This window comes from Leifsonia sp. McL0627, assembly GCF_058244615.1.
The window spans coordinates 785,600-808,685 of record NZ_JBZCGM010000002.1 but is presented as its reverse complement, the minus strand read 5'-3'; the positions used below and the strand labels follow the sequence as shown (position 1 = coordinate 808,685).

The window sequence follows — 23,086 nt, the reverse complement described above, 5'->3', positions numbered from 1 at the left end:
GTCAGCGCCATCCTCCGTTCGGGATGATGCTGCGGGTTCGTAGACAAATCGATCACCGCCCGTGTAAGGTCGGAAATCCTGCGCCGACCGGTGCAGGAAGCCCCGCCGAGTGAAAGGTCAGGACCATGCGAGCCACGCAGAGTCTGCAGCGCAAACAGCGCGACTATCGCTCGCTCGAGCCTGCCCGGGGCCTGTAGAACCGACGTCAACGTCGACCATCGCAGCCCCGTCCACCTCGAGGACCGGGGCTTTTTCTCTGCCTCCCGCCGTACGTGCGCGGATGCGAGCCGAGCCCCCGGCCGCACCCTCACGAGAAACGAAAGGATCATGGAGAGAATCTCGAACCGCCTGCTGAGCTGGGCGAGCCTGCTGGAGGACAACACCCGCGAGCAGGCCGTCCGCACGTCGCAGATGCCGTTCATCCACCCGCACCTGGCGCTGATGCCGGATGCGCACCTCGGCCTGGGCGCCACCGTCGGCTCGGTCATCCCGACCCTCGGTGCGATCATGCCTGCCGCCGTCGGTGTCGACATCGGCTGCGGGATGATCGCGGTGCGCACCCAGTTCACGCGCGACGACGTCGACCGCGTGGTCGGCACGACCCCGCTCGCCGAGCTGCGGAAGCAGATCGAGCGCGCCATCCCGCTGTCGGCCGGCGGCCACAACAACAAGATCGTGGCCACCGCCGAGCCGCGCATCGCCGAGCTGACGACGATGGCGGACGCCATCGGCCTGGAGCCGGGCACGTACGCGAAGCGGTGGGACCTGCAGCTGGGTTCGCTCGGCTCCGGCAACCACTTCATCGAGGTCAGCCTCGACGAGACGGATGCGCTGTGGCTGTTCCTGCACTCCGGCAGCCGTGGTGTCGGCAACCGGATCGCCGGACACCACATCAAGGTCGCGCAGCGGATCATGGAGCGGTACTGGATCGAGCTGCCGGACCGCGACCTCGCCTACCTGGTGGAGGGAACGGACGAGTTCGACGCATACATCGCCGAGCTGCGCTGGGCTCAGCACTTCGCGCTGCTCAACCGTGAGGAGATGATGGACAGGGTGATCCGGCAGACGGTGGACTTCTTCGGCGCTGCCGTCGTGGAGCACGAGCGGATCAACTGCCACCACAACTTCACGGAGCACGAGCGGCACTTCGGGAAGGACGTGTGGGTGTCCAGGAAGGGCGCCATCTCGGCGAGGACGGGCCAGCCGGGCCTGATCCCCGGCTCGATGGGCACGGCGTCGTACGTGGTCGCCGGGCTCGGCAACCCGCTCGCCCTGGAGTCGTCTCCGCACGGCGCCGGGCGCCAGTTCTCCCGGTCCGCCGCACGGCGCACGTTCACGATCGAGCAGCTCCGGGAGGCGATGGCCGGGATCGAGTTCCGCGACACTGCGGCGTTCCTGGACGAGATTCCGCAGGCGTACAAGCCGATCGACCAGGTGATGGCCGACGCGGCCGACCTGGTGGAGATCCGCCACACGCTGCGCCAGCTCGTCAACGTGAAGGGCGACTAGCCGGTCGGGGTCGCGTCGCTTCGGCGGCGCGGCCCTGGCTGTCCGGTCTGACGATGGAGGATGGATCACTATGAACCAGGAACGATACGCCGTAGTCGCTCTCTTCGCTCCGGCTACGCTCGGCGCGACGATCGCTCGATCGGCGTGGCCGGCGCACGTCACAGTAGTGTCGAACTTCGCCGTTGAGGAAGCATGCGAAGGAGTCGTTCGCACCGTTGAGAGCGCGTTGACTGGTTCCATCGTCTTGGAGGCCCGCCTCGCAGGTCCCGCGATGTTCGGCCCCCGTGGCGACGTCCCGGTGCAACTGGTGCACAGCAGCTCCTTCCGTGAGATCCACGAACGGCTCGCGGCGGCCGTAGAGCACCTGCCGCGGTTCGTCGCCGACGAGCCCGAGTACTGGCATCACGAATACCGTCCTCACATCACCCGGCGCATCGGCGAGACTTTGCAGGAAGGCGAGACGTGGCCGGTGCACTGCTTCGCGACAGTGGTGCTCACCGAGCGCCACGGGACGATCATCGGCGTGGTCGACGTGGCACGGCTCTGACGAAGGGAACCGAACGTAACGTCTCAGACTCCGCATGTCTCCGGCTGGCGGCCCGACTTTCGGGCCGCCGATGAACAGCTCGCACGCCAGTCCGAACGATTGGCGTCACTCGTCGGGCGCCGACTGCTCGAGCCGTGGACGGTGTGGTTCGTCGGCGACGATCGTTTCGTGGACCTTCCCATCGTCCTCCGCTTCGACGACGGCACGCAGATGGAGGTCTGTTGGGAGAGGTTCGATGATCTCTCCGTCACCTGGAACACGATCGACCTCGGCACCACACCCCACGCCTGGGTCGACGACGCGCTCGAGTGGCGACGAGACACGGACGACGCCCTGACGTCGGTTGCGGGCGGGATCGTCACTGACGTCCTCGCGACGCGCTTCCTCTTCGAGACCCGAAACACTTTCGATCAGACGGAGAGGAATGCGGTGTGGCTCACGACCGGCCTATGGCTGGCAACCGATCGTGGTGACCTTCACCTGTTCAACGCATTGGACGAGAACGGTGTCGCCGCGGAGCGGCCTGAGCGGGACGCCACGCACGACTGGCGGGCGGTCTGAGCGTCAGCCCTGGGCGAGCGTCGGCGCGGTGGCGTTGCCGAAGTCGATGTGCACGTGGTTGCAGGTGTCGTCGAACGGCTTGAAGTTGGTGAGGCTGATCGAGGCGCGGCAGTTGATCTGGCCGAGGCCGGAGCCGTTGGGAACCAGCGGGTCGAGGATCTGGATCAGCTGCACCGAGCGGGCGTCTCCGCCCGTGAGGGGGGAGCCGTTGAGCAGGTAGAAGTCGACGGCGTGGCCTCCGCCGTTGGCGTAGTGCGACGACTCGGTGCCCGCGCCCTCGATCTGGCCGGTGCAGTGGCGGTTGATGTCGCTGACACCCACCTGCGAGAAGTGCTCCAGCGCGACCGAGATGGACTGCAGCACCCGGTAGTCGACGCCGCAGCCGGGGACGGCGACGCCCTCGGCGAGGTTGGCGATCTCCGGGATGTGGTTGGGGGTCGACCCGACGAGGCGACCGGCGGCGACGGCGCCCATCAGCTGAACCGCCAAGGCCTGGACGCTCGGCGACACGGTGGTGTTCATGGTCGAGTCGAGCATCTGCGGGGACTCGGCGATCTGCATTCCGTCGCGGGAGACGACCTGCGCGGTGGCCCCGCCGCCGGTGAGCGTCTGCACAGCAAGAGCGGTGCGAGCGTTGCCCATCGGCGATCCTTCGCCGGTGCTCGCGTATGCCGGGAGGGCTGCCGTTCCGAAGAAGGCCGTCAGCGCCAGGAGCACGGCGGCGTGGAAGCCGAAGCGCTTGCGGTGTGTGACGTGCACCTTGCGGAAGATGCCACGCTCCGGGACGGCGACGACCGCGCTCTCCCGCTGCGCTGCCCGGCGGACGGACCGTTCGTCCCTCGTCGGCTTGACGACGATGCGCTCGCGCTTCGCCGGGCGCTGACGCTCGTGCTGGACGCGCTCGCGCCTGCTGACGAAGACCTGTGCAGGGTCGGCCGAGAGCTCCGCCGGCTCCTGGACGTCGACGACGACCGGAGCCCGAAAAGTGCGGCGAGACCGCGACGGGACACTGGACTGGGGCAAGCTGAGGCTTTCTGAGCGGGGGTAATGCGCCGGGCCTGGCGCACGCGCGTACTGATCATTTCTACCCGATTTCGCCTGAAGGTTCCATCAACACGCATGGACCTCCCGGCCGCAGGGGCCCGTCCCGCACGTTCGGGTCGCGCAGGAAGGGGCCCCTGACCGGGGGTTTCATCGCGGCTTTCGCCGTCTTGATGTCTCTAAATCTAGGGTGTCCGCTTTTTGGGGGACCGACGGGGTACGGCTGTTACGACACCCCGTCGCGAACGCCCTGTGGGCGTCAGGGAATCGCGACGGCCAGCTCGACGCCGCCGGAGCGTTCGCGCAGCGCGACCTCCGCCCGGCCCGCGAGGTCGGCGAGGCCGATCCCCGCGCCAGGAGAAACAAGGTCTCCGCCGGAGGTCACGATCACCAGGACGCCACCGGACGGACTGCCGTCCACCTCCAGTGTCACCGGCGAGCCGTCCCCGTGCCTGACGGCGTTGGCCAGGCCCTCCGACATCGCGTCCACGACGGCTTCGCACCGGCGGTCGTCGGCGAGACGGTCCCAGACCGCATCGTCGATGCGCACCTCCAGCGCCATCGCAGACCGCCAGCTGTCGGCCAGCATCCGGATGCGGGTGCGCGCGTCGGTCTTCGGCCTGGCGCCCCGCAGTTCGTTCCTGATGCGTTCGACGGCGTCACGGACCGCGGCGGAGGCCTCGGCCGGGCTCGCGCCGCTCATGCCGACGCTGAGCGCGCTCGCGATGAGTTCGGACTGCACCCCGGAGTGCAGCAGCCTGGCGATCGACGCCCGCTCGTGGTCGTACTCGGCCCGCACACGTGCCGCCGCTTCAACGGCCTCCTGCATGGACTTCTCGAGTTCGCTCTGGTCGGCGCGGACGCGGACGGACAGCGAGGACACGAAGGCGACGGCCGCCGCGACGAACGGGTAGACGAACGCCTGGAACACGACCATCTGAGGTGAGAACCCCGCGCCGCGGAGCAGCAGCTCGCTCTCGATCGTGAGCACCACCCCCACCGCCACATAACCGGCCAGCACGGTTACAACACGTGCGGCGGGGCGCGCGATCCTGGAGGAGACCCTGGCGACAGCGAGGTTTCCGAGCAGCAGGATGACGAAGGCGACGGGAGCCTGCACGAGTGCGACCCCGAACCCGTACGTGTCGACCGCGAACGGCGCGACCATCCCGACGAACAGCGCGGCTGTCGGCAACGGCGGCGCCGCCCGCATCCCTCCGAACACCGAGCGGAGCCAGCCGGCCCTGCCGGGAGGCGACGGTTCGTCCACTTCGGTCTCCGGTGCATCCCCGCCCGCGTAGAGCTCATGGCTCGCCGGGCGCACGATGTCCTTGGCGAGCGTCCGCAGCAGGCGGGAGGCGTCGGCCGGCTCGATGCCGGCGAGCATCGCAGGGGCGGCGGCGTCCTCGATGGCCGCGAGCACCGCATCCACCGAGGTCGCCCTCAGGCTCCGGATGCGCCCCAGCGCGCTCCGCTCGTCGGCCTCCGCCGCCTGCCGCGCGGCGTTGAGTCGCCGGTACACGCCGCGGTGATCGCGCACCAGGTCGACGCCGATCGCGATGAGCGAGAACACCGCCAGGGAGATGACGATGTTGATCGCGGCGCGCATTCCGAGATCTCCGGGTTCGGCCGGGATGCCGAGCAGACTCGCCGACCCGAGGAACAGGAACGGTCTCACGACCCCGACCGCAGCGAAGAGCAGGAGGACGACGACGGAACGCACCCGGTCCGGCGTCACCCTCAGCACCCCGTACGCCGCGAGCAGCACGACCCCGATGGCGAGGTGCTCCACCGCCGCGACGGCGGCTGCCGGCCCCAGCGAGCGACCGTGGTCCACGTACTGCAACCCGGACATGACCGTCATCGCGAACGGGAACGTGATGATCCAGGTCCACCAGCTGATGGCGTTGCGTCCTGTCGCCCGCGCGAGCAGGCGCCGAGTGGAGACGAGGTTCATCGCCGGCTCATCCGGGGCTCAGCCGAGGCCCGTGCGGGCGTCGCCGAACGCGGCCGTGTAGAGGGTCGCGGCGGCGACGCGCGGCGTGGTCCTCTCGTCGCCGGAGACGCCCAGCGCGGTGAAGATCCGCTCGATGCTCTTCTCGACGGCCCGCACGGTGACGCCGCGACGCCGTGCGATCTCGGCGTTCGAGAACCCGGCGGCCAGCAGCCGTGTCGTCTCCAGCTGGGCCTCGCTCAGCCGCAGCACGGCGGCGTGACTGTCACGGCCGGGAACCTCCCGCGTCACCGGCCTCTCGGCGAGCGCCGCCTCCGCGGCGACCACAAGCTCGTCGATGTCGGCGATGGCGCCCTTGTTCACGAAGGAGGCACCCGACACGGTCTCCCTCGCTCGCGCGACGGCCGCCTCCCTGGACAGATTGCTGAGGAACACGATGGCGATGTGCGGTGCGCTCTCCCGGAGGATGGTGGCGAGCTCCAGCCCGTTCGGCCGCTCCCCCAGGTCGATGTCAGTGACCAGCAGGTCGGGGTCGGCCTCATCGGCCAGCCGCAGCGCCTCGGCAGCCGACGCGGCCGGAGTGACATCGAACCCGCGCCGCTCCAGCGCTTCGGCGACGAGCGAACGCATCAGCGCGTGGTCCTCCACCACCAGCGCTCTGCGTCTCCACACGTCGATCGTCATTTGGGACAGGATAACCGCGCGCGGACGCCGCACCGGCCGCGGGCGGGCACCCCAGTTCGGGGAGTCAGGTGCATCAGAGGGTTGCCCGCCCCGGGGTTCGCGCGGCCCGGGGCGGACAGTCGGTGGTCACCCCCGCGTGAAGCGGAGGGTGACGAGCTGGAACGGGCGCAGCGCGAGCTCGACCCGGCCGGAACCGGTGCCGTCGACCGCCGAGCCGTCGACCGCCGCGTCGCCGGTGGTGCCGATGACCGCCTCCCGGGCGGTCTCGCGTTCGAGGAGATCGGTCTCCACGACCGCGGCGTGCGGGAAGTGGACGCCGATGGAGGCCGCGGTGCGGGTGCCGTGTGCCTCGTAGAGCCGCACGACCACGTCGCCGGAGCCGTCCTCGGCCAGCTTCACGGTCTCGATCACCGCGGCTGCGGTGTCGGACGAAACCAGCGGCTCCACGGCTGCGGCGGCCTGCGTCGTACGACCGGGGAGGTTGAGCCGGTAGCCCGCCTCGACCGCCGCATCCACGCCGCCGACCACGATGGACGTGCGCAGCGTGTGCTCGCCCTGGTCCGCATCCGGATCGGGGAACATCGGCGCGCGCAGGAGCGTCTGCCGCACCAGTGAGTACGTTCCGCCGCCGTCGCGGGCGTGCCGCGTGATGTCGTGGCCGTAGGTCGAGTCGTTGGCGACGCCCACCCCGAACCCGGCGTCGGCGACGTGCACCCAGCGGTGCGCTGGCGTCTCGAAGCGGGCCGTGTCCCAGCTCGTGTTGGTGTGCGTCGGCCGGTCGATGTGGCCGAACTGGATCTCCGACCGGGCTGACGCGGTGTGCACATCCACCGGCACGGCCAGCTTGAGCATCCGCTGCTTCTCGTGCCAGTCGACGTGCGTGACGATGTCGAGCGCCGCGGAACCGGCGTCGAGCGTCACCGTCTGCGTGACCACGGACGATCCGAAGCTGCGCACGATCCGCACGCCGACACGGTCGGAACCGTCCGCGACCACGTCGAGGCTGTCGAGCGCCGTGAGGTCCTCCCCGAAGCGGCGGTACTCCACGTCGACGTCCCACGCGTCCCACTGGGTGGGGGTGTCGCGGAACAGCTGCAGCAGGTTGGCGCGCGTGCCGGGCGGGAGCACCTCGCGGCCGGACGCGGTCTCGACGATGGAGGTCACCAGGCCGTCGCCGTCGACCGTCACCGTGATCAGCGCGTTGGCAAGGACGTAGCCGTCGCCCGCGCGCTCGATCCGCGCATCCATCGGCCGGGATGCGGCGCCGGCGCCGAACGCTGGCACCCCGTCGACCGCGAACGGCGAGGCGTTGAACACGACCTCGGCACCGGATGCCCCACCGGCGCCGCCCAGCGCCTCCACCGATCGCGCGATCACCCCTTCCAGCACGCCCGCCACGACCGCGTAGTTCTCCACGGCCTGGTCGTGCACCCAGCCGATCGACGACCCGGGCAGGATGTCGTGGAACTGCTGCAGGAGCACGGTCTGCCAGGCCTCGCGCAGCTCGTCCACCGGATACGCGGCACCCGCCCGCACAGCGGCGGTGGTCGCCCACAGCTCTGCCTCGTGCAGCAGGTGCTCGCTGCGGCGGTTGCCCTGCTTGGTGCGCGCCTGCGACGTGTACGTGCCGCGGTGGAACTCCAGGTACAGCTCCCCCGCCCACACCGGCGCCGGCGAGAACTCGGCCGCCGCCGCGGCGAAGAACTCGGCGGGCGTCGTGACCCGCACGATCGGCGAGCCCTCCAGCGACGCGGTGCGCTTGGCCGCCGCGACCATCTCTCTGGTCGGGCCGCCGCCGCCGTCGCCGAAGCCGAACGGGACGAGCGAGGTGTTCGCGCTTCCCTTGTCGGCGAAGTTCTGCTCGGCGTGCGCCAGCTCGGCACCGGAGAGCACCGAGTTGTAGGTGTCGACCGGCGGGAAGTGGGTGAAGATCCTGGTGCCGTCGATGCCCTCCCAGTCGAACGAGTGGTGCGGGAACTTGTTCACCTCGTTCCAGGAGATCTTCTGGGTGAGGAAGTAGTCGGCACCCGCCGCGCGGGCGATCTGCGGGAGCGCGCCGGAGTATCCGAACGAGTCCGGCAGCCACACCTCCTTCGGCTCGAAGCCGAACTCCTCCAGGAAGAACCGCTTGCCTTCCACGAACTGCCTGGCCATCGCCTCCGAACCCGGCATGTTCGTGTCCGACTCGACCCACATGCCGCCGACCGGCACGAACCGGCCTTCGGCGACCCGCACCCGGATGCGCTCGAACAGCTCGGGATAGAACCGCTTCATCCACGCGAACTGCTGCGCGGAGGAGCAGGCGAAGACGAACTCCGGGTCCTGGTCCATCAGGTCGAGCACGTTCGAGAAGGTGCGCGCGCACTTGCGGATCGTCTCGCGCACCGGCCACAGCCAGGCGGAGTCGATGTGTGCGTGGCCGACGGCGAAGACCTTGTGGGCGGTCGCGGCGGCCGGGGAGGCGAGCACCTCGGCGAGCGCGGCGCGTCCGGCCGTCGCCGTGCCGTGCACGTCGGTCGGGTCGACCGCGTCCACCACCGCATCCAGTGCCGAGAACAGGGAGGCGCGGCGCGGCGACTGCTCTGGCAGCACGGCGGCGAGGCCGCGTGCCGTCCAGACGTCCTGCACCAGCTCCCACACCTCGCGGTCGCGGTGCACGACGGCCATCCGGCGCAGCGCGTACAGCTGGCGGTCGGGGGCGGTGGACTTGCGGCCCAGCTTGGTCGGGATGAAGTCGACGAACTCGCTGCCCACATCCGGGTTGGCTGCGGCCTCGACGTACACCTCGAAGGGCTGCCCGGGCGCGAGACGCAGGCGCACGTAGCCGTTGCGCGGCTCGATGGCTTTCAGGATGGCGCCGTCCGTCGCCCAGACGAGTCCCTCCGCCTGGAAGCCGACCTGTCCGGCCGTGAAGCCGAGGTCCACGACCAGTTCGACGTCGTCCGGCTCCGCCTGCCAGTCGGCGGGCACCGTGCCGGTCACGTGGAACCAGACCGTCCCCCACGGCCGGCCCCACGGCTGCCCGATGGCGAACGGCGTGAAGGTGTTCGTGACGGCCTGCGCGAACGGCACAGGCTCGTCCGGCACCTCCCACGCCTCGATCGTGACGGGAGCGGACGCCCATTCCAAGGCGGGTTCGAGCCGCTCGCGCACGAAACGATCGACGCGCATCTCGACGAGCTGGTTCTGTTGATACAACGGGACTCCTTATATAAGAGGAACGGTTCTAACCCTTGACCGCCCCGGCGAGCGCGGACGAACCGCCGAGCACGCGGGAGACGAGGACGTAGAGGGCGATCACGGGCACCGAGTAGACGAGCGAGTACGCCGCAAGCTGGCCGTATGCGACGGCGCCGTACTGCCCGAAGAAGGTGAAGATGCTGACGGCGGCCGGCTGGTTCTCCGGACTGAGCAGCAACACGAACGGGACGAAGAAGTTGCCCCACGCCTGCACGAACACGAAGATGAACACCACGGCGATGCCGGGCCGGACGAGCGGGACGACGACGGTCCAGAGCGTTTTCATGCTCGACGCACCGTCGACCCACGCCGCCTCCTCCAAAGAGAGAGGCACGGAGTCGACGAAGTTCTTCGTCATCCAGATCGCCATCGGAAGCGACGATGCCGCCATGAACAGGATCGTCCCACCGATCGAGTCGATCAGGTTCAACGACACGAACAGGCTGTAGACCGGCACCATCATCGCGGTGATCGGCAGGCACGTCCCGAACAGGATGGCGTAGAGGAACGGCTTGTTGAACCGGTTGCGGTAGCGGGACAGCGGGTACGCGGCCAGGATGGCGACGATCACCGTGATGAACGCGCATCCGGCAGACAGCAGCAGGCTGTTCCAGAGCGGCAGGAACGCCAGGTCGGGCGTGAGCACCTTCTGGAAGTTCTCCAGCGTCCACTGCTTCGGCCAGCTCACGGCGAGCGTGGCCGAGCCGTCGAACGACGCGAGCACCACCCAGACCATGGGAAGGACGAACACGAGTCCGATCAGCAGCAACAGGATGTTCGCGGTCCACTTCAGGGCGAGACCGCTCGGCGAAGACAAGCGCATCAGTCCACCTCCGTCTTGAGAGCGCGCACGTAGACGATGGCGAACAGGGCGCCTACGAGCAGCAGGATGGTCGCGATGGCCGTGCCGTAGCCCAGCTCGGAGAACTTGAACGCCTCCTGGTATGCCAGCACGGGGAGGGTCATGCTCCTGTTTCCAGGGCCGCCCCCTGTCATCACGTAGATGAGGGTGAAGACCGAGAGGGTCTGCAGGGTGATCAGCATCAGATTGGTGGAGATGCTGCGGCGGATCATCGGCAGGGTGACGAGGAAGAACCGCTTGACGCCGTTGGCGCCGTCGACCTCGGCCGCCTCGGTGATCTCCGGCGGCACCTCCTGCAGCGCCGCCGAGTAGACGAGCATCGAGAACGCCGCTCCGCGCCAGGTGTTGGCGAGGATGATCGCCACCATCGGGAACGCGAACAGCCACGACGGACCGGTGATGCCGATCCCAGCGAGCAGGGCGTTGAGCGTGCCCTTCTGGCTGAAGAACGCGTACGACGCGAAGGCGGCGACGATCTCCGGCAGCACCCAGGCACCCACGACGAACGTCGACACGATGGCGCCCACCACCCGGCCGCTTGCCCGCATCAGCAGGGCGAGCACCATCCCGACGATGTTCTGCCCGATGACGGCGGAGCCGATCAGGAAGACCAGAGTGAGGACGACCGCGACGGGGAAGTCCGGGCTGTTGAAGAGGTCGATGTAGTTCTTGAGTCCCACCCACTCGCTCGACGCCGCGGCGGCGCCGGTGAGCGACGAGTTCGTGAACGACCCGTAGAACGAGGAGAGGATCGGTCCGACCAGGAACACGACCAGCAGGCCGATGGCCGGGATGAGCGGGACGGTCCGTGCGACGGACCGTCGTACTCTGCGCGAACGTGCCGTGCGCTCCGGGCGCGGCGGCCGGGAGGTTCCCCGGCCGCTCGCGCCCTCGGCGACGGCGTCGATTGTCGACGTCACTGTCTTGTTACTCCGACTTCGTCTTGTCCTTGCCGACGATGCCGACAACCGTGTCGTCATACGTCTTGGCGGCTTCGGCAGGTGTCTGCTGGCCGGTCATCACCGACTCCATGGCCACCTGGATCCCGTTGGAGATCTTGGAGTAGTCCGGGGTCGCCGGACGGAACTTGGTCACTGCGACGAGCGAGGCGAAGAACGTCGACGTCGGGTTCGACTTCGCGTACTCCGGAGCGGCAGCGACATCCTTGCGCACCGGGATCTGGCTCAGCGAGATGTCGAAGTCGAGCGAGTTCTCCTTGTTGAGCGCGTAGGAGATGAACTTGAACGCCTCGTCCTTGGCCTTGCTCTTCGACCCCATCGACAGGGTCCAGCCGCCCGACATGCTCACGCTTCCCGGCTCCTGACCGGTCTGCGTCGGCATCGGTGTGACGCCCATCGTCTTCTCCCACTCCGGCCACTTGGTGTCGCCGGTGGACTGCCAGGTGCCTGCGACCCACGAGCCGTCGAGGTTGATGGCGAGCTTGCCCTGCGGGATCAGCTGGCTGGTGACGATGTTCTGGTAGTTGGTGTCGCTGGTGATCTCCTGCGACGGGCCGAGGCCGCCCTGGTAGACCTCCTTGAGCACATCCAGGGAGTCGGTGAACGCCTTGGAGCCGGTGATCCACTTCGCGGACGACGCGTCGTACAGGCCGTCTTTGCTCGCGCCGTACAGCAGCATCTCGAAGCCCTGCATCGAGCTGGCTTCACCGCCGGCCTTGCCGGAGAAGATGTTGATGGGGGTGACGCCGGGGACCTTGTCCTTGATGGTCTTGGCCGCGGACAGGACGTCGTTCCAGTCCTTCGGCTTCCAGTCGGCGGGGAGGCCCGCCTTGGCGAAGATGTCTTTGTTGTACCAGAGCGCACGGGTGTCGGTTCCCATGGAGACGCCGTAGATCTTGCCGTCGTCGCCCTTGCCTGCGTCTTTGGCGTTGTCGTAGAACTGCGACCACTCGTCCCACTTGTTCACGTAGGAGTCGAGCGGTTCGAGATATCCAGCCTGCGCGTCCGAGCGAATGAGGAAGGTGTCCTCGTAGAGCACGTCCGGGGCGGTGCTCGCGCTGCGGTTCATCAGCGAGAGCTTGGTGTAGTAATCGTTCTCAGCGGCCTTGATCGGGACGAGGGTGACTTTCTCCCCCGGGTTGGCCTTCTCGAACCCGGCCTTGGCCTTGGCCATGAACTTGGCCATGAGGTCGGTGCCGAAATCCTGGTAGGCCACCTTGATGGTCTTGCTGTCACCCGAGCCGGACGACGAACATCCGGCCAGTGCGACAAGAGTGGATGCGGCCACCACGGCGACCAGTACCCTGCTGCGTTTCATCGATGCTCCTTTGCTTCGATGTCCGGTGGGCGCCTTCCTTGCCCCTGCGATCCCGGACCCTGTCGTAATTTATAAATCAATTTGATTTATTTGGCAATGCTTGCAAAGAAATTGCCTGATGAGACCCGGATGGGGGTAGAGCGCCGCGGGGTTGATCGCGGGCTTGTGTAACCGATCGGTTACAGGCGACGGATGTAACCGATCGGTTACATTGTCCTGGTGTAACCGATCGGTTACACTCGCACTGTGTAACCGATCGGTTACAAGACGGGATGGCTCATGCGTGTGAGAAAGCCGACTGACCTGGGCGCGCTCGCCAGAGACCGCCGCGAGCTCTTGAACTGGTCGCAGCAGGAACTCGCCGAGCGCGTCGGCGTCTCCCGGCGGTGGGTCAACGAATTCGAAGCGGGAAAGGGCAACGTCCGCGTCCGGCTCGTTTTCGACGCTCTCACGGCGCTCGGCGTCGAGTTGGAGGTGGTCGACCGTGGCCCCGCTCAGTGAGCTGCGCGCCTACCTGGACGGCACGGCCGTCGGGACCTTTCAGCGCACGGCGTCGGGCAACACCACGTTCACCTACGACGACGAGCACCGTCAGCACGCGAACGCGACGCCAGTCTCGCTGTCGATGCCCCTGGTTGCGAAAACACACCCGTCGCGATCCGCTTCGCCCTTCCTGCAGGGACTCGTCCCCGAGAGTCGCGGTCGACTCGAAGAGCTCGCGGCCAGATTCCACACGGGGACGAGCGCCTTCTCGCTCCTCGCCGACACCGGCCGGGATGCTGCGGGCGCCGTCCAACTTCTCCCACCGGATGTCGAACCCCCGGACGCCGCCGAACGCTACGGCGATATCGAACGGCACTCCCCCTCCGACATCGACGCGCTGATGTCGGACTTGATCGCCAACGCCGGCTCGTGGGGTCGCACCAACGACCTGGGCCGCTGGTCGCTCGCAGGCACGCAAGCGAAGGTCGCTCTGTTCCGGTTCGAGGACGGCAGTTGGGGAACACCCCACGACTCCACCCCGACAACGCACATCTTGAAACCGGCTGTTCGCGACCTCCCGTCGCATGACGTCAACGAGTTCGTGACGATGGAGGCGGCGCGGCTCCTCGGTCTCGTCGTCGCCGACCATGAGCTCGCCGAAACCGACTCAGGGCACCACGTCTTCATCTCGCGGCGCTACGACCGCGAGTTCCGCGACGGACGGTGGAGACGCATCCACCAGGAGGACTTCTGCCAATCGTTGTCCGTCGAGCCCCGCTACAAGTACCAGCAGGACGGCGGCCCGGGGATCTCGCGGATCGCGAGCCTTCTGCGGGATCAGATCGCCGACCTCGACGACCGCGCGGACGCGCAACGCAGATTCTTCGACGCCATCGTCTTCATGGTCGCGAGTGCTGGAACGGACGCGCACGCCAAGAACTACTCACTGATCCTCGAAGGCCCGCGCGTGACTCTCGCACCGTTGTACGACCTCGGGACCTTCACGCCGTACCGCGGGGGCAGAGACGGCGAGCGGTTGAAGGCGCCCATCGCGGTCGATGGCGAGTACGGGATGCTGCAGATCGGCGAGCGGGCACTTCGCGCCGCGGCAACCAGCCTGAACGTGCCGACGGACCTCGCCGTCGAGCGCATCCGGTACATCACCAGCCGGGTGACGGCAGCCTTCAGGCAAGCGGCTACCGGGGTGGGATCTCCGTTCGCCGCCGAGGTGGCCTCGTCGATCGAACGCTACGCGCACGAGCGCGGCTGGCCGGCCGACGCGATCGACGAGCGCTAAGCCAGCGACCCGCGCGGCGAGTACGTCGCGTCCAGCACCAGGCACGCCGCCCCCACGGCGGCGACGTCCTCGCCGACGGCACTGGATTCGGTGACCACCGGGTGCGTGAGGATGTCCATGTCGAATTCGCGCATCCGGATCGGCAGACGCTCGGTGTAGAACGCTTCGACGCGTCCCCAGGACGGCCCTCCGAACACGACGCGATCGATGTCGAGGAGGGCGGACAGGTTCGAGAGGTAGTACGCCGTGTTGCGGATGGACCAATCCAGGATGCGCGTCGCACGCTCATCGCCGGCGGTCGCCGCGTCCGTCAGGCGGGTGAAGAGCGCGTCGATCGTCTCCACGTCCATGTCGAGGTCGACGCCGTCGTCGACCGGTTCGCCGGAGGGGGTGTCGAGCACGCCGGCCCAGATGGCCTGCATCACCAGGCGGTACGGGCGCACGGACTCTCCGTAGCATCCGCGTCTGCCGCACGCGCAGAGGGCGCCGCCGGGGTCGACGATCGCGTGGCCGACGTCGCCCGCGTTCTGCGACGCACCCGTGTAGACCTCGCCGTCGAGGACCATGCCGACGCCCACGCCCGTGCCGTAGTACACGAAGACGTAGTCGCGGCTCGCGTCGGCCGGGTCGTGCCAGCGTTCGGCGACGGCCGCCGCCGTCACGTCTTTGGCGACGAGCACCGGGAATCCGGTCGCCGCCGTCAGCTCGTCGCGCAGGTGGAAATCGTTCCAGCCCGGGATGAGCGGAGGGCGAACCACCACGCCCGTGTCGGTGTCGATGGGGCCGGGCGCCGCGATGCCGACGCCGCTGACCTTCGCGCGGTCGACGCCGGAATCCGCCAGCACCGTGCCGATCACATCCACCACGATGGCGAGCGTCTGCATCGCGTCGCCCGACACCGGGGAGTGACGGCGGACGTCGGTGACCACCTCGCCCTCCAGGTCGAGCAGGACGCAGGTGATGACGGTCGGGTCGAGGTGCACGCCCACCGCATACGCACCGGTCGGCTCCAGCTGCAGGATGGTGCGCGGCTTGCCGGGGCCGTCAATGCGTTTGCCCGCCTCGTGGATGAGGCCCTGCTCGATCAGCCGCCTGCTCACGTTCGACACCGTCTGCGCTGACAGGCCGGTGGAACCGACCAGTTCCACCCTGCTGAGACCCCCGGCGGACCGGCGCACGGCGTCGAGCACCACCGTGTCGTTGAACGCGGCGATCGCGGGGAGGTTCGCTCCTCTGGGCATACGCCTCCTTCATGTGCGCCGGGTCGCCTTCGTAGGATACATACCGAGCCGCGCTCGGCCGCCAGGCGCAGCAGCCGATCGGGCGGCGGCCATCCGTTCCGTAGACTGGCTCCGAACCTGAAACGACGGCCGGGTGCGACGGAGGGACACAGCATGGGATCGAGGTGGGCTCGCGTCGCGCGCGGGTTGCTCGCATCCGGTGTCGCCATTTTCGTCGCCGCCCTGTTCCACGTCGCCGGCGGCGGCGCGGCACCCGGGGTGCTGCCGCTCGCGCTCAGTCTGGCGTTCTCGATGGTCGCCTCCATCGCCCTCACGGCGCGTTCGCTGTCGCTGTGGCGGTTGACGATCGCGGTCGGCTTCAGCCAGTTCCTGTTCCACCTGCTGTTCGGCCTCGGAACGGGATCGGCGACGTTCTCGTCGCCCACCGGCACGACCCACGTGCACGCCGGGTCGCACCTGACCATGACGATGCCGGGTGTGACGCCCGGCACCATGCCCGCCGCCCACGACGACCTCAGCCTCGGGATGTGGGGAGCCCACCTCACCGCGGTGCTCGTCACCGTCGTCGCGCTGCGCTTCGGCGAGCGGGCGTTCTGGGGACTGTTCGAGACGACCAGGATGCACGTCGGCCGGTTCGCCGACCGGCACCTCCTCGACCGGCTGGCCGTCATCGCCGCGCCGGTCCTGCCCGTCGCCTCCGCACCGTCCACCGCCGAGCCAGCGCGCCTGCGCGATCTCGGCGTCCCCCTGCTCCGGCTGCGTCACCGCGGGCCACCTCTGGCCGTCGCCGCGTTCTGACGGAAGCGTTCCACGATCCTGCGTGGCGCCCGTCCGTCGGCGCGCACCCGCACTCATCGAACGCTTCCGAACAAGGACGAAGAACTCCCATGAAGAAACGCACCATCGCCGTGTCCATCGCGGCCGCAAGCACCGCCATCCTGCTGCTGTCCGCACCGCTCGCGGCCAGCGCCCACGTGCATGTCACCCCCGGGCAGGCTGCGCCGGGCAGCTACGCCACCCTCACCTTCACCGTGCCGACCGAGTCGGCGACGGCGGGGACCGTGAAGCTCGTCGTCGACCTGCCGACGGCCGACCCGTTCACGTCGGTCAGCTACCAGCCGCTCGCCGGCTGGACGACGACCGTCGACACCGAGAAGCTCGCGAAGCCGGTGAAGACCGATGACGGCACGATCACGCAGGCTCCCGTGCGGGTGACCTGGACGGCGGACTCCGGCGTGCAGGTCGCTCCCGGCCAGTTCCAGGAGTTCACCATCTCGGCCGGTGCGGTGCCGAAGACCGGGCAGATCATGCTCCCGACGCACCAGTACTACAGCGACGGCAGCGTGGTCGACTGGACGGACAAGACCCCGGCGTCCGGCGCCGAGCCGGAGCACCCGGCCCCGACCATCTACGTGACCGACCCTGTGCCGGCCGGCAGCGCCGATCCGCTGGTCGCCACCTCGACGCCGGCCCCGGTCGCCGCCTCGTCCGGAGCGACGGCCGAAGCACTCGCGATCGGTCTCGGCATCGGCGGGCTCGCGCTCGGCGCCATCGCGCTGGTCGTCGCCGTCTTCGCCGCCACCCGGCGTGGGCGTGGCAAGGTGGGGGCATGACCTCCCGCAGGCGCACCGCATCCATCGGGGCGTTGACGGCCGCTGTCGCCGCCATCGTCGTGGCGGTGCTCCCCGTGACGAGCGCGTCGGCCCACGACTACCTGATCAGCAGCGACCCTGCCGCCGACTCGGTGGTCAGCACGCCGATCGACACCGTGTCGCTGACGTTCAACGACCGCGTGCTCGACATCGGCGGCAACAGCGCCCTGGTCACCGTGACAGGACCGGATGCGGCGACCCGCCACTTCGAGACCGGATGCGCGACCATCGCGGACACGGTAGTCTCTGCGCCCGTGGCTCTGGGAGCAGCGGGGAAGTACACCGTGACCTACCAGATCGTCTCCGCCGACGGCCATCAGGTCTCGAACACGCTCGGCTTCACCTACCAGCCGCCGGCGGGTGCCACCCCGGCGGCGGGCACGGAGAAGACGGCGTGCGGGGCGAGCACAACCACGCCGAGCGCTGAGCCGACCACCTCGGCGTCCGCGCCGGCGGTCGCGCAGCCGACGGAGACCGCCGCCTCGCCGCAGCCCACCGCCGCGGCGGCGACGACCGACTACGGCCTGGTCATCGGCATCGCGATCGGCATCGTCGTGCTCGCGCTGGCCGCCGTCGTCATCGTGATCCTCACGTCTCGTCGCAAGCCGGCCTCCACCCCGGACGCGGAGGCGGACGCCGACCCCGACACCGACGCGCCCTCCGACTCCAACAAACCCGAGTAACCAGCAATCGAGCCCAGGGTTCTTTCCCGCTATTCACGTGTTCAAGCGGGAAAGCGCCTGGGCTCGATTGTGTCGGAGCCGGGGGCCCGGGCTCAGGGTGTGGGCATTCCTCCGTTGACGTTGAGGGTGTCGCCGGTGACGTAGCTGGACTCCGCGGAGGCGAGGAAGACGTAGGCGGGGGCGAGCTCGGTGGGCTGGCCGGCCCGGCCGAGCGCGGTCTGCTCACCGAAGTCGGGCAGCTTGTCCTTCGGCTGACCGCCCGACACCTGCAGCGGCGTCCAGATCGGGCCGGGCGCGACCGCGTTGACCCGGATGCCGCGCGGGGCGAGCTGCGCGGCGAGCGCTTTGCTGAACGTGTTGATGGACGCCTTGGTCGTGGCGTAGTCGACCAGGATCTCGCTGGGCAGGTACGCCTGCACCGACGTGGTATTGATGATGCTCGACCCGGGCGCCAGGTGCGGAAGCGCCGCCTTGGTGATCCAGAACATGGCGTACACGTTGGTGCGGAAGGTCTCGTCGAACTGCTCGTCGCTCAGGTCTTCCAGGCGCTCGCAGAACTGCTGCTTGCCCGCATTGTTGACCAGGATGTCGAGCCCGCCCAGCGCCTCCACGGCATCGGCGACGAGCCCGCGGCATGCATGCGCCGAGGTGATGTCGGACGGCAGCAGAGCGACGGTCGATCCGCTGCCCTCGACGGCGGCGGCGATCCGGCGGGCGTCCTCCTCCTCGTCAGGGAGGTAGGAGATGGCGACATCCGCCCCCTCGCGGGCGAAGGCGATCGCGACGGCCGCGCCGATGCCGGAGTCGCCCCCGGTGACGAGCGCCTTTCTGCCTGTCAGTCTGCCGGTGCCGCGATACGTCTCCTCGCCATGGTCCGCCCGCGGGGCGAGTTGCGCATCCAGGCCCGGCGCATCCTGGTGCTGTTTCGGTGCATCCACCGAGTCGAAGCGGTCGACGGGATTCTGGAAGGTCAGTTGATCGGTCATGGCCGGGACGGTACCCGCGGCCGTCCGGTATTCGGAGGGGCTTTACGGCGGGCACAGCGCGGGCGTAACGTCGCCGCATGGACAAGGACGCCCAGAATCAGCCGACCGCGGTTCCTCTCGACCAGATGGACCCGGACATCGTTCCGGTCTCTCTCCCCGACCCCGCCGCCGTCGACGACGGGGACGAGGAGGACGGCCGCAACTGACCCCGGCTCAGTCCGGGGCGCCCCCGGATGCCGTGTCCTCCTCGGTCTCGGCATTGTGGTGCTGCTGCTGCGACGGCTCCGACTCCGCGCCGTGCTCCGGGTCGGAGGCCGTGAGGTCGGCGCTCGTCATCTCCCGTTCGCCGTCGTCGAGGTCGGGGCGGTTCTGTTCGTTGCTCATCCGGTGCTCCTTTCATCGCGGGAGCCGTGCGGGCATCCCTGTGGCCGTGGACGGTAGACCCCGCATCCGCCGTGCGGAAGGGGGTGCCCGAAAGCACCAGAGGACGCACACCTCCGGTTGAGCCCGCGCACAGCCTGATGCGGCAAGGTGAGCGGGTGGAGATCGTCGTCGACGTAGTGCTCGTGGTGCTCGCCGTCGTTGCTATCGCCGCGGGCTGGGGCAACGGCGCGATTCGTGCCGCCGGGTCGCTCGTCGGGCTGGGTCTGGGGCTCTGGGCGGGCCTGAGTCTCGCTCCCCTCGTCGTCACCTGGCTCGCCTCCGCCGGATGGGGAAGCGTCACCGAACGCTCCATCGTCGCCGCGATCGCCATCCTGGTCTGCGCCGGGGTCGCGTACGCGATCGCTGCCGGTATCGCATCGCTCGTCGGCAAGCTGGTGCGGCACGGTCCGATCCGGTGGCTCGACTCGCTCGTCGGCGCCGTGCTCGGACTGCTCACCTGGGCGGTCGTCGTCTGGCTGGTCGCCGGCTTCGCGATGGCCACGAGTCTCGCGACGGTCGTGCAGGCCGCCAGTTCATCGCGCGTGGTGGCGGCCCTCGACGGCATGGCGCCGTTCCCGGCCAGCACGGTGCTCGGCGCGGTCGACGACGCCCTCGCCGGGGCAGGGCTCCCGCAGGTCTTCGAGGGCGGTGAGCCGATCACCACGATCCAGGCTCCCGATCCGTCCGTACCGGCGGCCGTCGCAGACGCCGAGAAGTCGGTCGTCACCGTGCTCGCGTCGAAGCCCGCCTGCGGCGTCGACTCCGAGGGCAGCGGCTGGGTGGTGCAGAGCGGCAGGGTCGTGACCAACGCGCACGTCGTGGCCGGCGCATCCACCATTGTGGTGCGCGAGCCGTTCAGCGACAGGGCTGAGCGGGCGACGCTCGTCGCTTTCGACCCGGAGCGCGACCTCGCAGTGCTCGACGTCACCGACATCATGGCGCCCCCGATCGACATCGGAGACGACGTCACTGTCGGGACGCAGACCTATGCCGCCGGTTACCCGGGGAACGGCCCATTCACGATCAGCCCCGAGCGCGTGCGCGACCGCATCACGGCACGCGGCACCGACATTTACCAGAGCGGTTCCGTCGACCGCGACATCTATTCGCTGCGCGGCAGCGTGCGGCCCGGCAATTCGGGCGGCCCGCTGCTCAACACGTCCGGCGATGTGGTCGGCGTGGTCTTCGCGCGATCGACGGTCGACCCAGACACCGGATACGCACTGACCCTCGCCGAACTGCGCCCGGTGCTCTCCTCGGTCAGTTCCGCTCCGATCAGCTCCGGCGCCTGCTCGACCGGCTGACCGACGCGGGAGGAACACTTCGGGGCGCAAGGTGGTTTGCTGGTGACATGAAGGCTGTCACCTATACCTCCACAGGCCCGTCTGATGTGCTCGGCTACGGCGAGCGCGACGAACCGCACGCCGCGCCCGGCGAGGTCCGGGTGCGCATCCACGTGTCCGGGGTGAACCCCACCGACTGGAAGTCGCGCCGCGGCTCGGGCCGCGCCGAGCTTCCGCGCCCCCAGGTTCCGAACCAGGATGGCGCGGGCGTGGTCGACGAGGTGGGCGACGGCGTCACCTCGTTCGCCGTCGGCGACAGGGTCTGGGTGTGGGACGCCGCGTACCAGCGGGCAGACGGCACGGCGCAGGAACTCGTCACGCTTCCGGAACGCCACGTCGTCGCGCTGCCACCGGAGGCGTCGTTCGACCTGGGCGCGTCCGTCGGCATCCCAGCGCTCACCGCCCACCGTGCGCTCACCGTGCACGAGGGAGGCCCCGTCGAGCTGTCCCCCGGAGCCCTGCACGGACGCACGGTGCTCGTCGCCGGCGGCGCAGGCGCGGTTGGCCACGCCGCCATCCAGCTGGCCGTGTGGGCGGACGCGACCGTCATCGCCACAGTGAGCAGCCACGAGAAGGCCGAGCTCGCCAGGGCGGCAGGCGCGCACCACGTGGTCGACTACCGCGAGGGCGACACCGCCCAGGCCATCGGCGCGCTCGCCCCACGCGGTGTCGACATCGTGGTGGAGGTGAACCCGACGGCCAACGCCGAACTGGATGCGCGGGTCGCGGCCCCCAACGCCTCCATCGCCATCTACGCAGACACCCCCGGCGACACGACCGCCGCCATCCCCGTGCGGCCGAGCATGGGCAAGAACCTGCGATACCAGTTCGTGCTCACATACACGACGAGCGCGGAGTCGAAAGACGCCGCCGTGCGCGCGGTCGCCGCGGCCATCGCCGACGACGCGCTGCCGGTCGGCGCGGAGCACGGCCTGCCGGTGACCCGGTTCCCGCTCAGCGAGACGGCCGCCGCCCACGACGCCGTCGAGGGCGGCATCGTGGGCAAGGTGCTCATCGACCTGGCGTGAGCACAGCCTCCCGGCGAGACCGCGCCACCTGCACTGCCAGGGCGACCGCTGCGGCCAGCGCGATCGCCGCAGCGTACCCGAGGGCGGTCGGAAGGAGCCCGATCACGCCGATCAGCTCACCGGCGACCAGCGCCGGGAGGCCGTATGCGATGTAGCTGACCAGGAAGATCCCGGCGAACAGCTCGGCGCGCTGGTGCGTGGGGGCGAGCGGTGCGAGCATCCTGAGCACCGAGGAGAATCCGGCGCCGAAGCCTGCTCCGGCGACCACGGCTCCGGCGAACAGCAGCCAGAGCACTGCGAAGCCCATCCCGGCGGCGGCGATGGCGATGCCGACGATCACCGCGACCATCGAGGCGATGGCTGTCGGACGGGTGGCCGAACGGGTGAGCAGCAGCCCGGCCGTCGCACCGACCGCGGGCGGCACCGCGACGATGGCACCGTTGAGCAGGCCGCTGTCGAGGTGGAAGACGCCGCTCAGGATGGACGGCGAGAGTCCGATGAACAGCCCGGCGAGCATCCACGTTGCCGCGAACAGCGGGATCGCGCCGACGAACTCTGCGCGGGCCGCCCGCGGGATGACGAGACGAGGGACGAGGGAGCCGAGCGCCCCCGGGCGCCGCGTCACCGTCTCGCGCGCACCGATCACCACGAGCAGCCCGGCGACGAACAGGACCACCAGCGAGACGAAGACGAGCGTCGTCGGCTGGGGGACGAACTGCACCGCGAGGCCGGTGAAGAACGCCCCGAGGGCGATGCCGCCGACCGGCGCCGTGCTGCCGATGGTCGCCCCGAGCTTTTTGTGGCGTTCGGGAGCGAGCTCGACGATCGCTGCGGTGAACGTGCTCATCGCGGCTCCCGTCGCCACGCCCTGCACCGAGCGGGCGGCGATGATCCAGCCGATGTCTTTCGCGAACAGGAACATCAGCATGGCCACGACCTGGAGCGAGAGCGCGCCGATCAGCACAGGGCGCCGGCCGATGTGGTCGGAGAGCGAACCGGCGACCAGCAGCGTGACGAGGAGGGTGATCGCGTAGATCGCGAAGGCGACCGTGAGCAGCCACGGCTGGAAGCCCCACTCGTGCTGGTAGAGCACGAACAGCGGGCTGGGCGCGCCGACGGCGAGGGCGACGGCGACGAACGCCAGCGACGTGCCGACGAACGCCGGCATCGGGCGCAGGCCGCGCCGGCGCGGGCTGACGGCGATGGATGCGGTGGATGCTGTCGTCATGTCGTCTCCTCCAAAAGCAATTATGGTTGCTTTAAGGATGCTAGCCC

The 23,086-nt window shown here is 69.1% G+C and carries 22 protein-coding genes; 11 read left to right on the top strand and 11 right to left on the bottom strand.

Features of this window, described 5'->3' with window-relative positions; translation table 11 throughout:
- Window positions 1–327: 327 nt before the first annotated feature.
- The 3 genes from AC37TH_RS04485 to AC37TH_RS04475 all read left to right on the top strand — a co-directional run bounded on the left by AC37TH_RS04485 (window position 328) and on the right by AC37TH_RS04475 (window position 2,617).
- Window positions 328–1,509 (top strand): RtcB family protein, encoded by a 1,182-nt coding sequence (locus AC37TH_RS04485; protein ID WP_490763143.1) that lies wholly within the window; start codon window positions 328–330, stop codon window positions 1,507–1,509.
- 70 nt (window positions 1,510–1,579) lie between these two features.
- On the top strand, window positions 1,580–2,056 hold the full coding sequence (locus AC37TH_RS04480) for a 2'-5' RNA ligase family protein (protein WP_490763142.1): 477 nt from the start codon (window positions 1,580–1,582) through the stop codon (window positions 2,054–2,056).
- Window positions 2,057–2,224: 168 nt separating this feature from the next.
- Window positions 2,225–2,617, top strand: coding sequence for a hypothetical protein (locus AC37TH_RS04475; protein ID WP_490763141.1), 393 nt, complete (start codon window positions 2,225–2,227; stop codon window positions 2,615–2,617).
- A 3-nt stretch (window positions 2,618–2,620) separates the two neighbouring features.
- Here AC37TH_RS04475 and AC37TH_RS04470 read toward each other — a convergent pair whose 3' ends face one another.
- The 7 genes from AC37TH_RS04470 to AC37TH_RS04440 form a co-directional block, all read right to left on the bottom strand.
- The gene (locus AC37TH_RS04470) at window positions 2,621–3,640 is read right to left on the bottom strand and encodes a hypothetical protein (RefSeq protein WP_490763140.1); all 1,020 of its coding nucleotides are present in this window, start codon (window positions 3,638–3,640) and stop codon (window positions 2,621–2,623) included.
- 277 nt (window positions 3,641–3,917) lie between these two features.
- On the bottom strand, window positions 3,918–5,615 hold the full coding sequence (locus tag AC37TH_RS04465; protein WP_490763139.1) for a sensor histidine kinase: 1,698 nt from the start codon (window positions 5,613–5,615) through the stop codon (window positions 3,918–3,920).
- An 18-nt stretch (window positions 5,616–5,633) separates the two neighbouring features.
- On the bottom strand, window positions 5,634–6,296 hold the full coding sequence (locus AC37TH_RS04460) for a response regulator (protein WP_490763138.1): 663 nt from the start codon (window positions 6,294–6,296) through the stop codon (window positions 5,634–5,636).
- Between the two features lie 126 nt (window positions 6,297–6,422).
- Window positions 6,423–9,494 carry an alpha-mannosidase gene (locus tag AC37TH_RS04455; protein WP_490763137.1) on the bottom strand — a complete coding sequence of 1,024 codons (3,072 nt, stop codon included), beginning with the start codon at window positions 9,492–9,494 and terminating at the stop codon, window positions 6,423–6,425.
- A gap of 28 nt (window positions 9,495–9,522) precedes the next feature.
- On the bottom strand, window positions 9,523–10,359 hold the full coding sequence (locus AC37TH_RS04450; protein ID WP_490763136.1) for a carbohydrate ABC transporter permease: 837 nt from the start codon (window positions 10,357–10,359) through the stop codon (window positions 9,523–9,525).
- Complete coding sequence (locus tag AC37TH_RS04445; RefSeq protein WP_490763135.1) at window positions 10,359–11,318, bottom strand: carbohydrate ABC transporter permease; 960 nt, start codon at window positions 11,316–11,318, stop codon at window positions 10,359–10,361. The genes AC37TH_RS04450 and AC37TH_RS04445 overlap by 1 nt, the downstream gene beginning before the upstream one ends.
- A 7-nt stretch (window positions 11,319–11,325) precedes the next feature.
- Window positions 11,326–12,675, bottom strand: coding sequence for an extracellular solute-binding protein (locus tag AC37TH_RS04440; protein ID WP_490763134.1), 1,350 nt, complete (start codon window positions 12,673–12,675; stop codon window positions 11,326–11,328).
- 285 nt (window positions 12,676–12,960) lie between these two features.
- On the opposite strand from AC37TH_RS04440, the gene AC37TH_RS04435 reads away from it, so the two are divergent.
- Window positions 12,961–13,176 carry a helix-turn-helix domain-containing protein gene (locus tag AC37TH_RS04435; protein WP_490763133.1) on the top strand — a complete coding sequence of 72 codons (216 nt, stop codon included), beginning with the start codon at window positions 12,961–12,963 and terminating at the stop codon, window positions 13,174–13,176.
- The gene (locus tag AC37TH_RS04430; RefSeq protein WP_490763132.1) at window positions 13,160–14,455 is read left to right on the top strand and encodes a HipA domain-containing protein; all 1,296 of its coding nucleotides are present in this window, start codon (window positions 13,160–13,162) and stop codon (window positions 14,453–14,455) included. Before AC37TH_RS04435 ends, AC37TH_RS04430 begins: the two co-directional genes overlap by 17 nt.
- Here AC37TH_RS04430 and AC37TH_RS04425 read toward each other — a convergent pair.
- Window positions 14,452–15,696: an ROK family transcriptional regulator gene (locus AC37TH_RS04425; RefSeq protein ID WP_490763131.1), complete on the bottom strand. Its 1,245-nt coding sequence runs from the start codon at window positions 15,694–15,696 to the stop codon at window positions 14,452–14,454. The genes AC37TH_RS04430 and AC37TH_RS04425 overlap by 4 nt on opposite strands.
- 153 nt (window positions 15,697–15,849) lie before the next feature.
- Between AC37TH_RS04425 and AC37TH_RS04420 the strand changes: the two genes are divergently transcribed.
- The 3 genes from AC37TH_RS04420 to AC37TH_RS04410 all read left to right on the top strand — a co-directional run bounded on the left by AC37TH_RS04420 (window position 15,850) and on the right by AC37TH_RS04410 (window position 18,031).
- A complete protein-coding gene (locus AC37TH_RS04420) occupies window positions 15,850–16,494 on the top strand; it encodes a hypothetical protein (RefSeq protein ID WP_490763130.1) in 645 nt (214 codons plus the stop codon).
- Between the two features lie 89 nt (window positions 16,495–16,583).
- On the top strand, window positions 16,584–17,309 hold the full coding sequence (locus AC37TH_RS04415) for a YcnI family copper-binding membrane protein (RefSeq protein WP_490763129.1): 726 nt from the start codon (window positions 16,584–16,586) through the stop codon (window positions 17,307–17,309).
- A complete protein-coding gene (locus AC37TH_RS04410; RefSeq protein WP_490763128.1) occupies window positions 17,306–18,031 on the top strand; it encodes a copper resistance CopC family protein in 726 nt (241 codons plus the stop codon). Before AC37TH_RS04415 ends, AC37TH_RS04410 begins: the two co-directional genes overlap by 4 nt.
- 92 nt (window positions 18,032–18,123) lie before the next feature.
- Here AC37TH_RS04410 and AC37TH_RS04405 read toward each other — a convergent pair whose 3' ends face one another.
- Window positions 18,124–19,017: an SDR family oxidoreductase gene (locus AC37TH_RS04405; RefSeq protein WP_490763127.1), complete on the bottom strand. Its 894-nt coding sequence runs from the start codon at window positions 19,015–19,017 to the stop codon at window positions 18,124–18,126.
- Window positions 19,018–19,094: 77 nt separating this feature from the next.
- Here AC37TH_RS04405 and AC37TH_RS04400 point away from each other — a divergent pair, with 77 nt between their 5' ends.
- Window positions 19,095–19,223 carry a hypothetical protein gene (locus AC37TH_RS04400; protein WP_490763126.1) on the top strand — a complete coding sequence of 43 codons (129 nt, stop codon included), beginning with the start codon at window positions 19,095–19,097 and terminating at the stop codon, window positions 19,221–19,223.
- A gap of 7 nt (window positions 19,224–19,230) precedes the next feature.
- Here AC37TH_RS04400 and AC37TH_RS04395 read toward each other — a convergent pair whose 3' ends face one another.
- A complete protein-coding gene (locus AC37TH_RS04395; protein ID WP_490763125.1) occupies window positions 19,231–19,401 on the bottom strand; it encodes a hypothetical protein in 171 nt (56 codons plus the stop codon).
- 155 nt (window positions 19,402–19,556) lie between these two features.
- Here AC37TH_RS04395 and AC37TH_RS04390 point away from each other — a divergent pair, with 155 nt between their 5' ends.
- Both AC37TH_RS04390 and AC37TH_RS04385 read left to right on the top strand, forming a co-directional pair.
- Complete coding sequence (locus AC37TH_RS04390) at window positions 19,557–20,744, top strand: MarP family serine protease (protein ID WP_490763124.1); 1,188 nt, start codon at window positions 19,557–19,559, stop codon at window positions 20,742–20,744.
- A 47-nt stretch (window positions 20,745–20,791) separates the two neighbouring features.
- Window positions 20,792–21,811 carry an NADPH:quinone reductase gene (locus AC37TH_RS04385; RefSeq protein ID WP_490763123.1) on the top strand — a complete coding sequence of 340 codons (1,020 nt, stop codon included), beginning with the start codon at window positions 20,792–20,794 and terminating at the stop codon, window positions 21,809–21,811.
- Here the strand turns inward: AC37TH_RS04385 and AC37TH_RS04380 are convergent.
- On the bottom strand, window positions 21,795–23,039 hold the full coding sequence (locus AC37TH_RS04380; RefSeq protein WP_490763122.1) for an MFS transporter: 1,245 nt from the start codon (window positions 23,037–23,039) through the stop codon (window positions 21,795–21,797). The two genes, AC37TH_RS04385 and AC37TH_RS04380, sit on opposite strands and share 17 nt — an antisense overlap.
- Window positions 23,040–23,086: the final 47 nt, after the last annotated feature.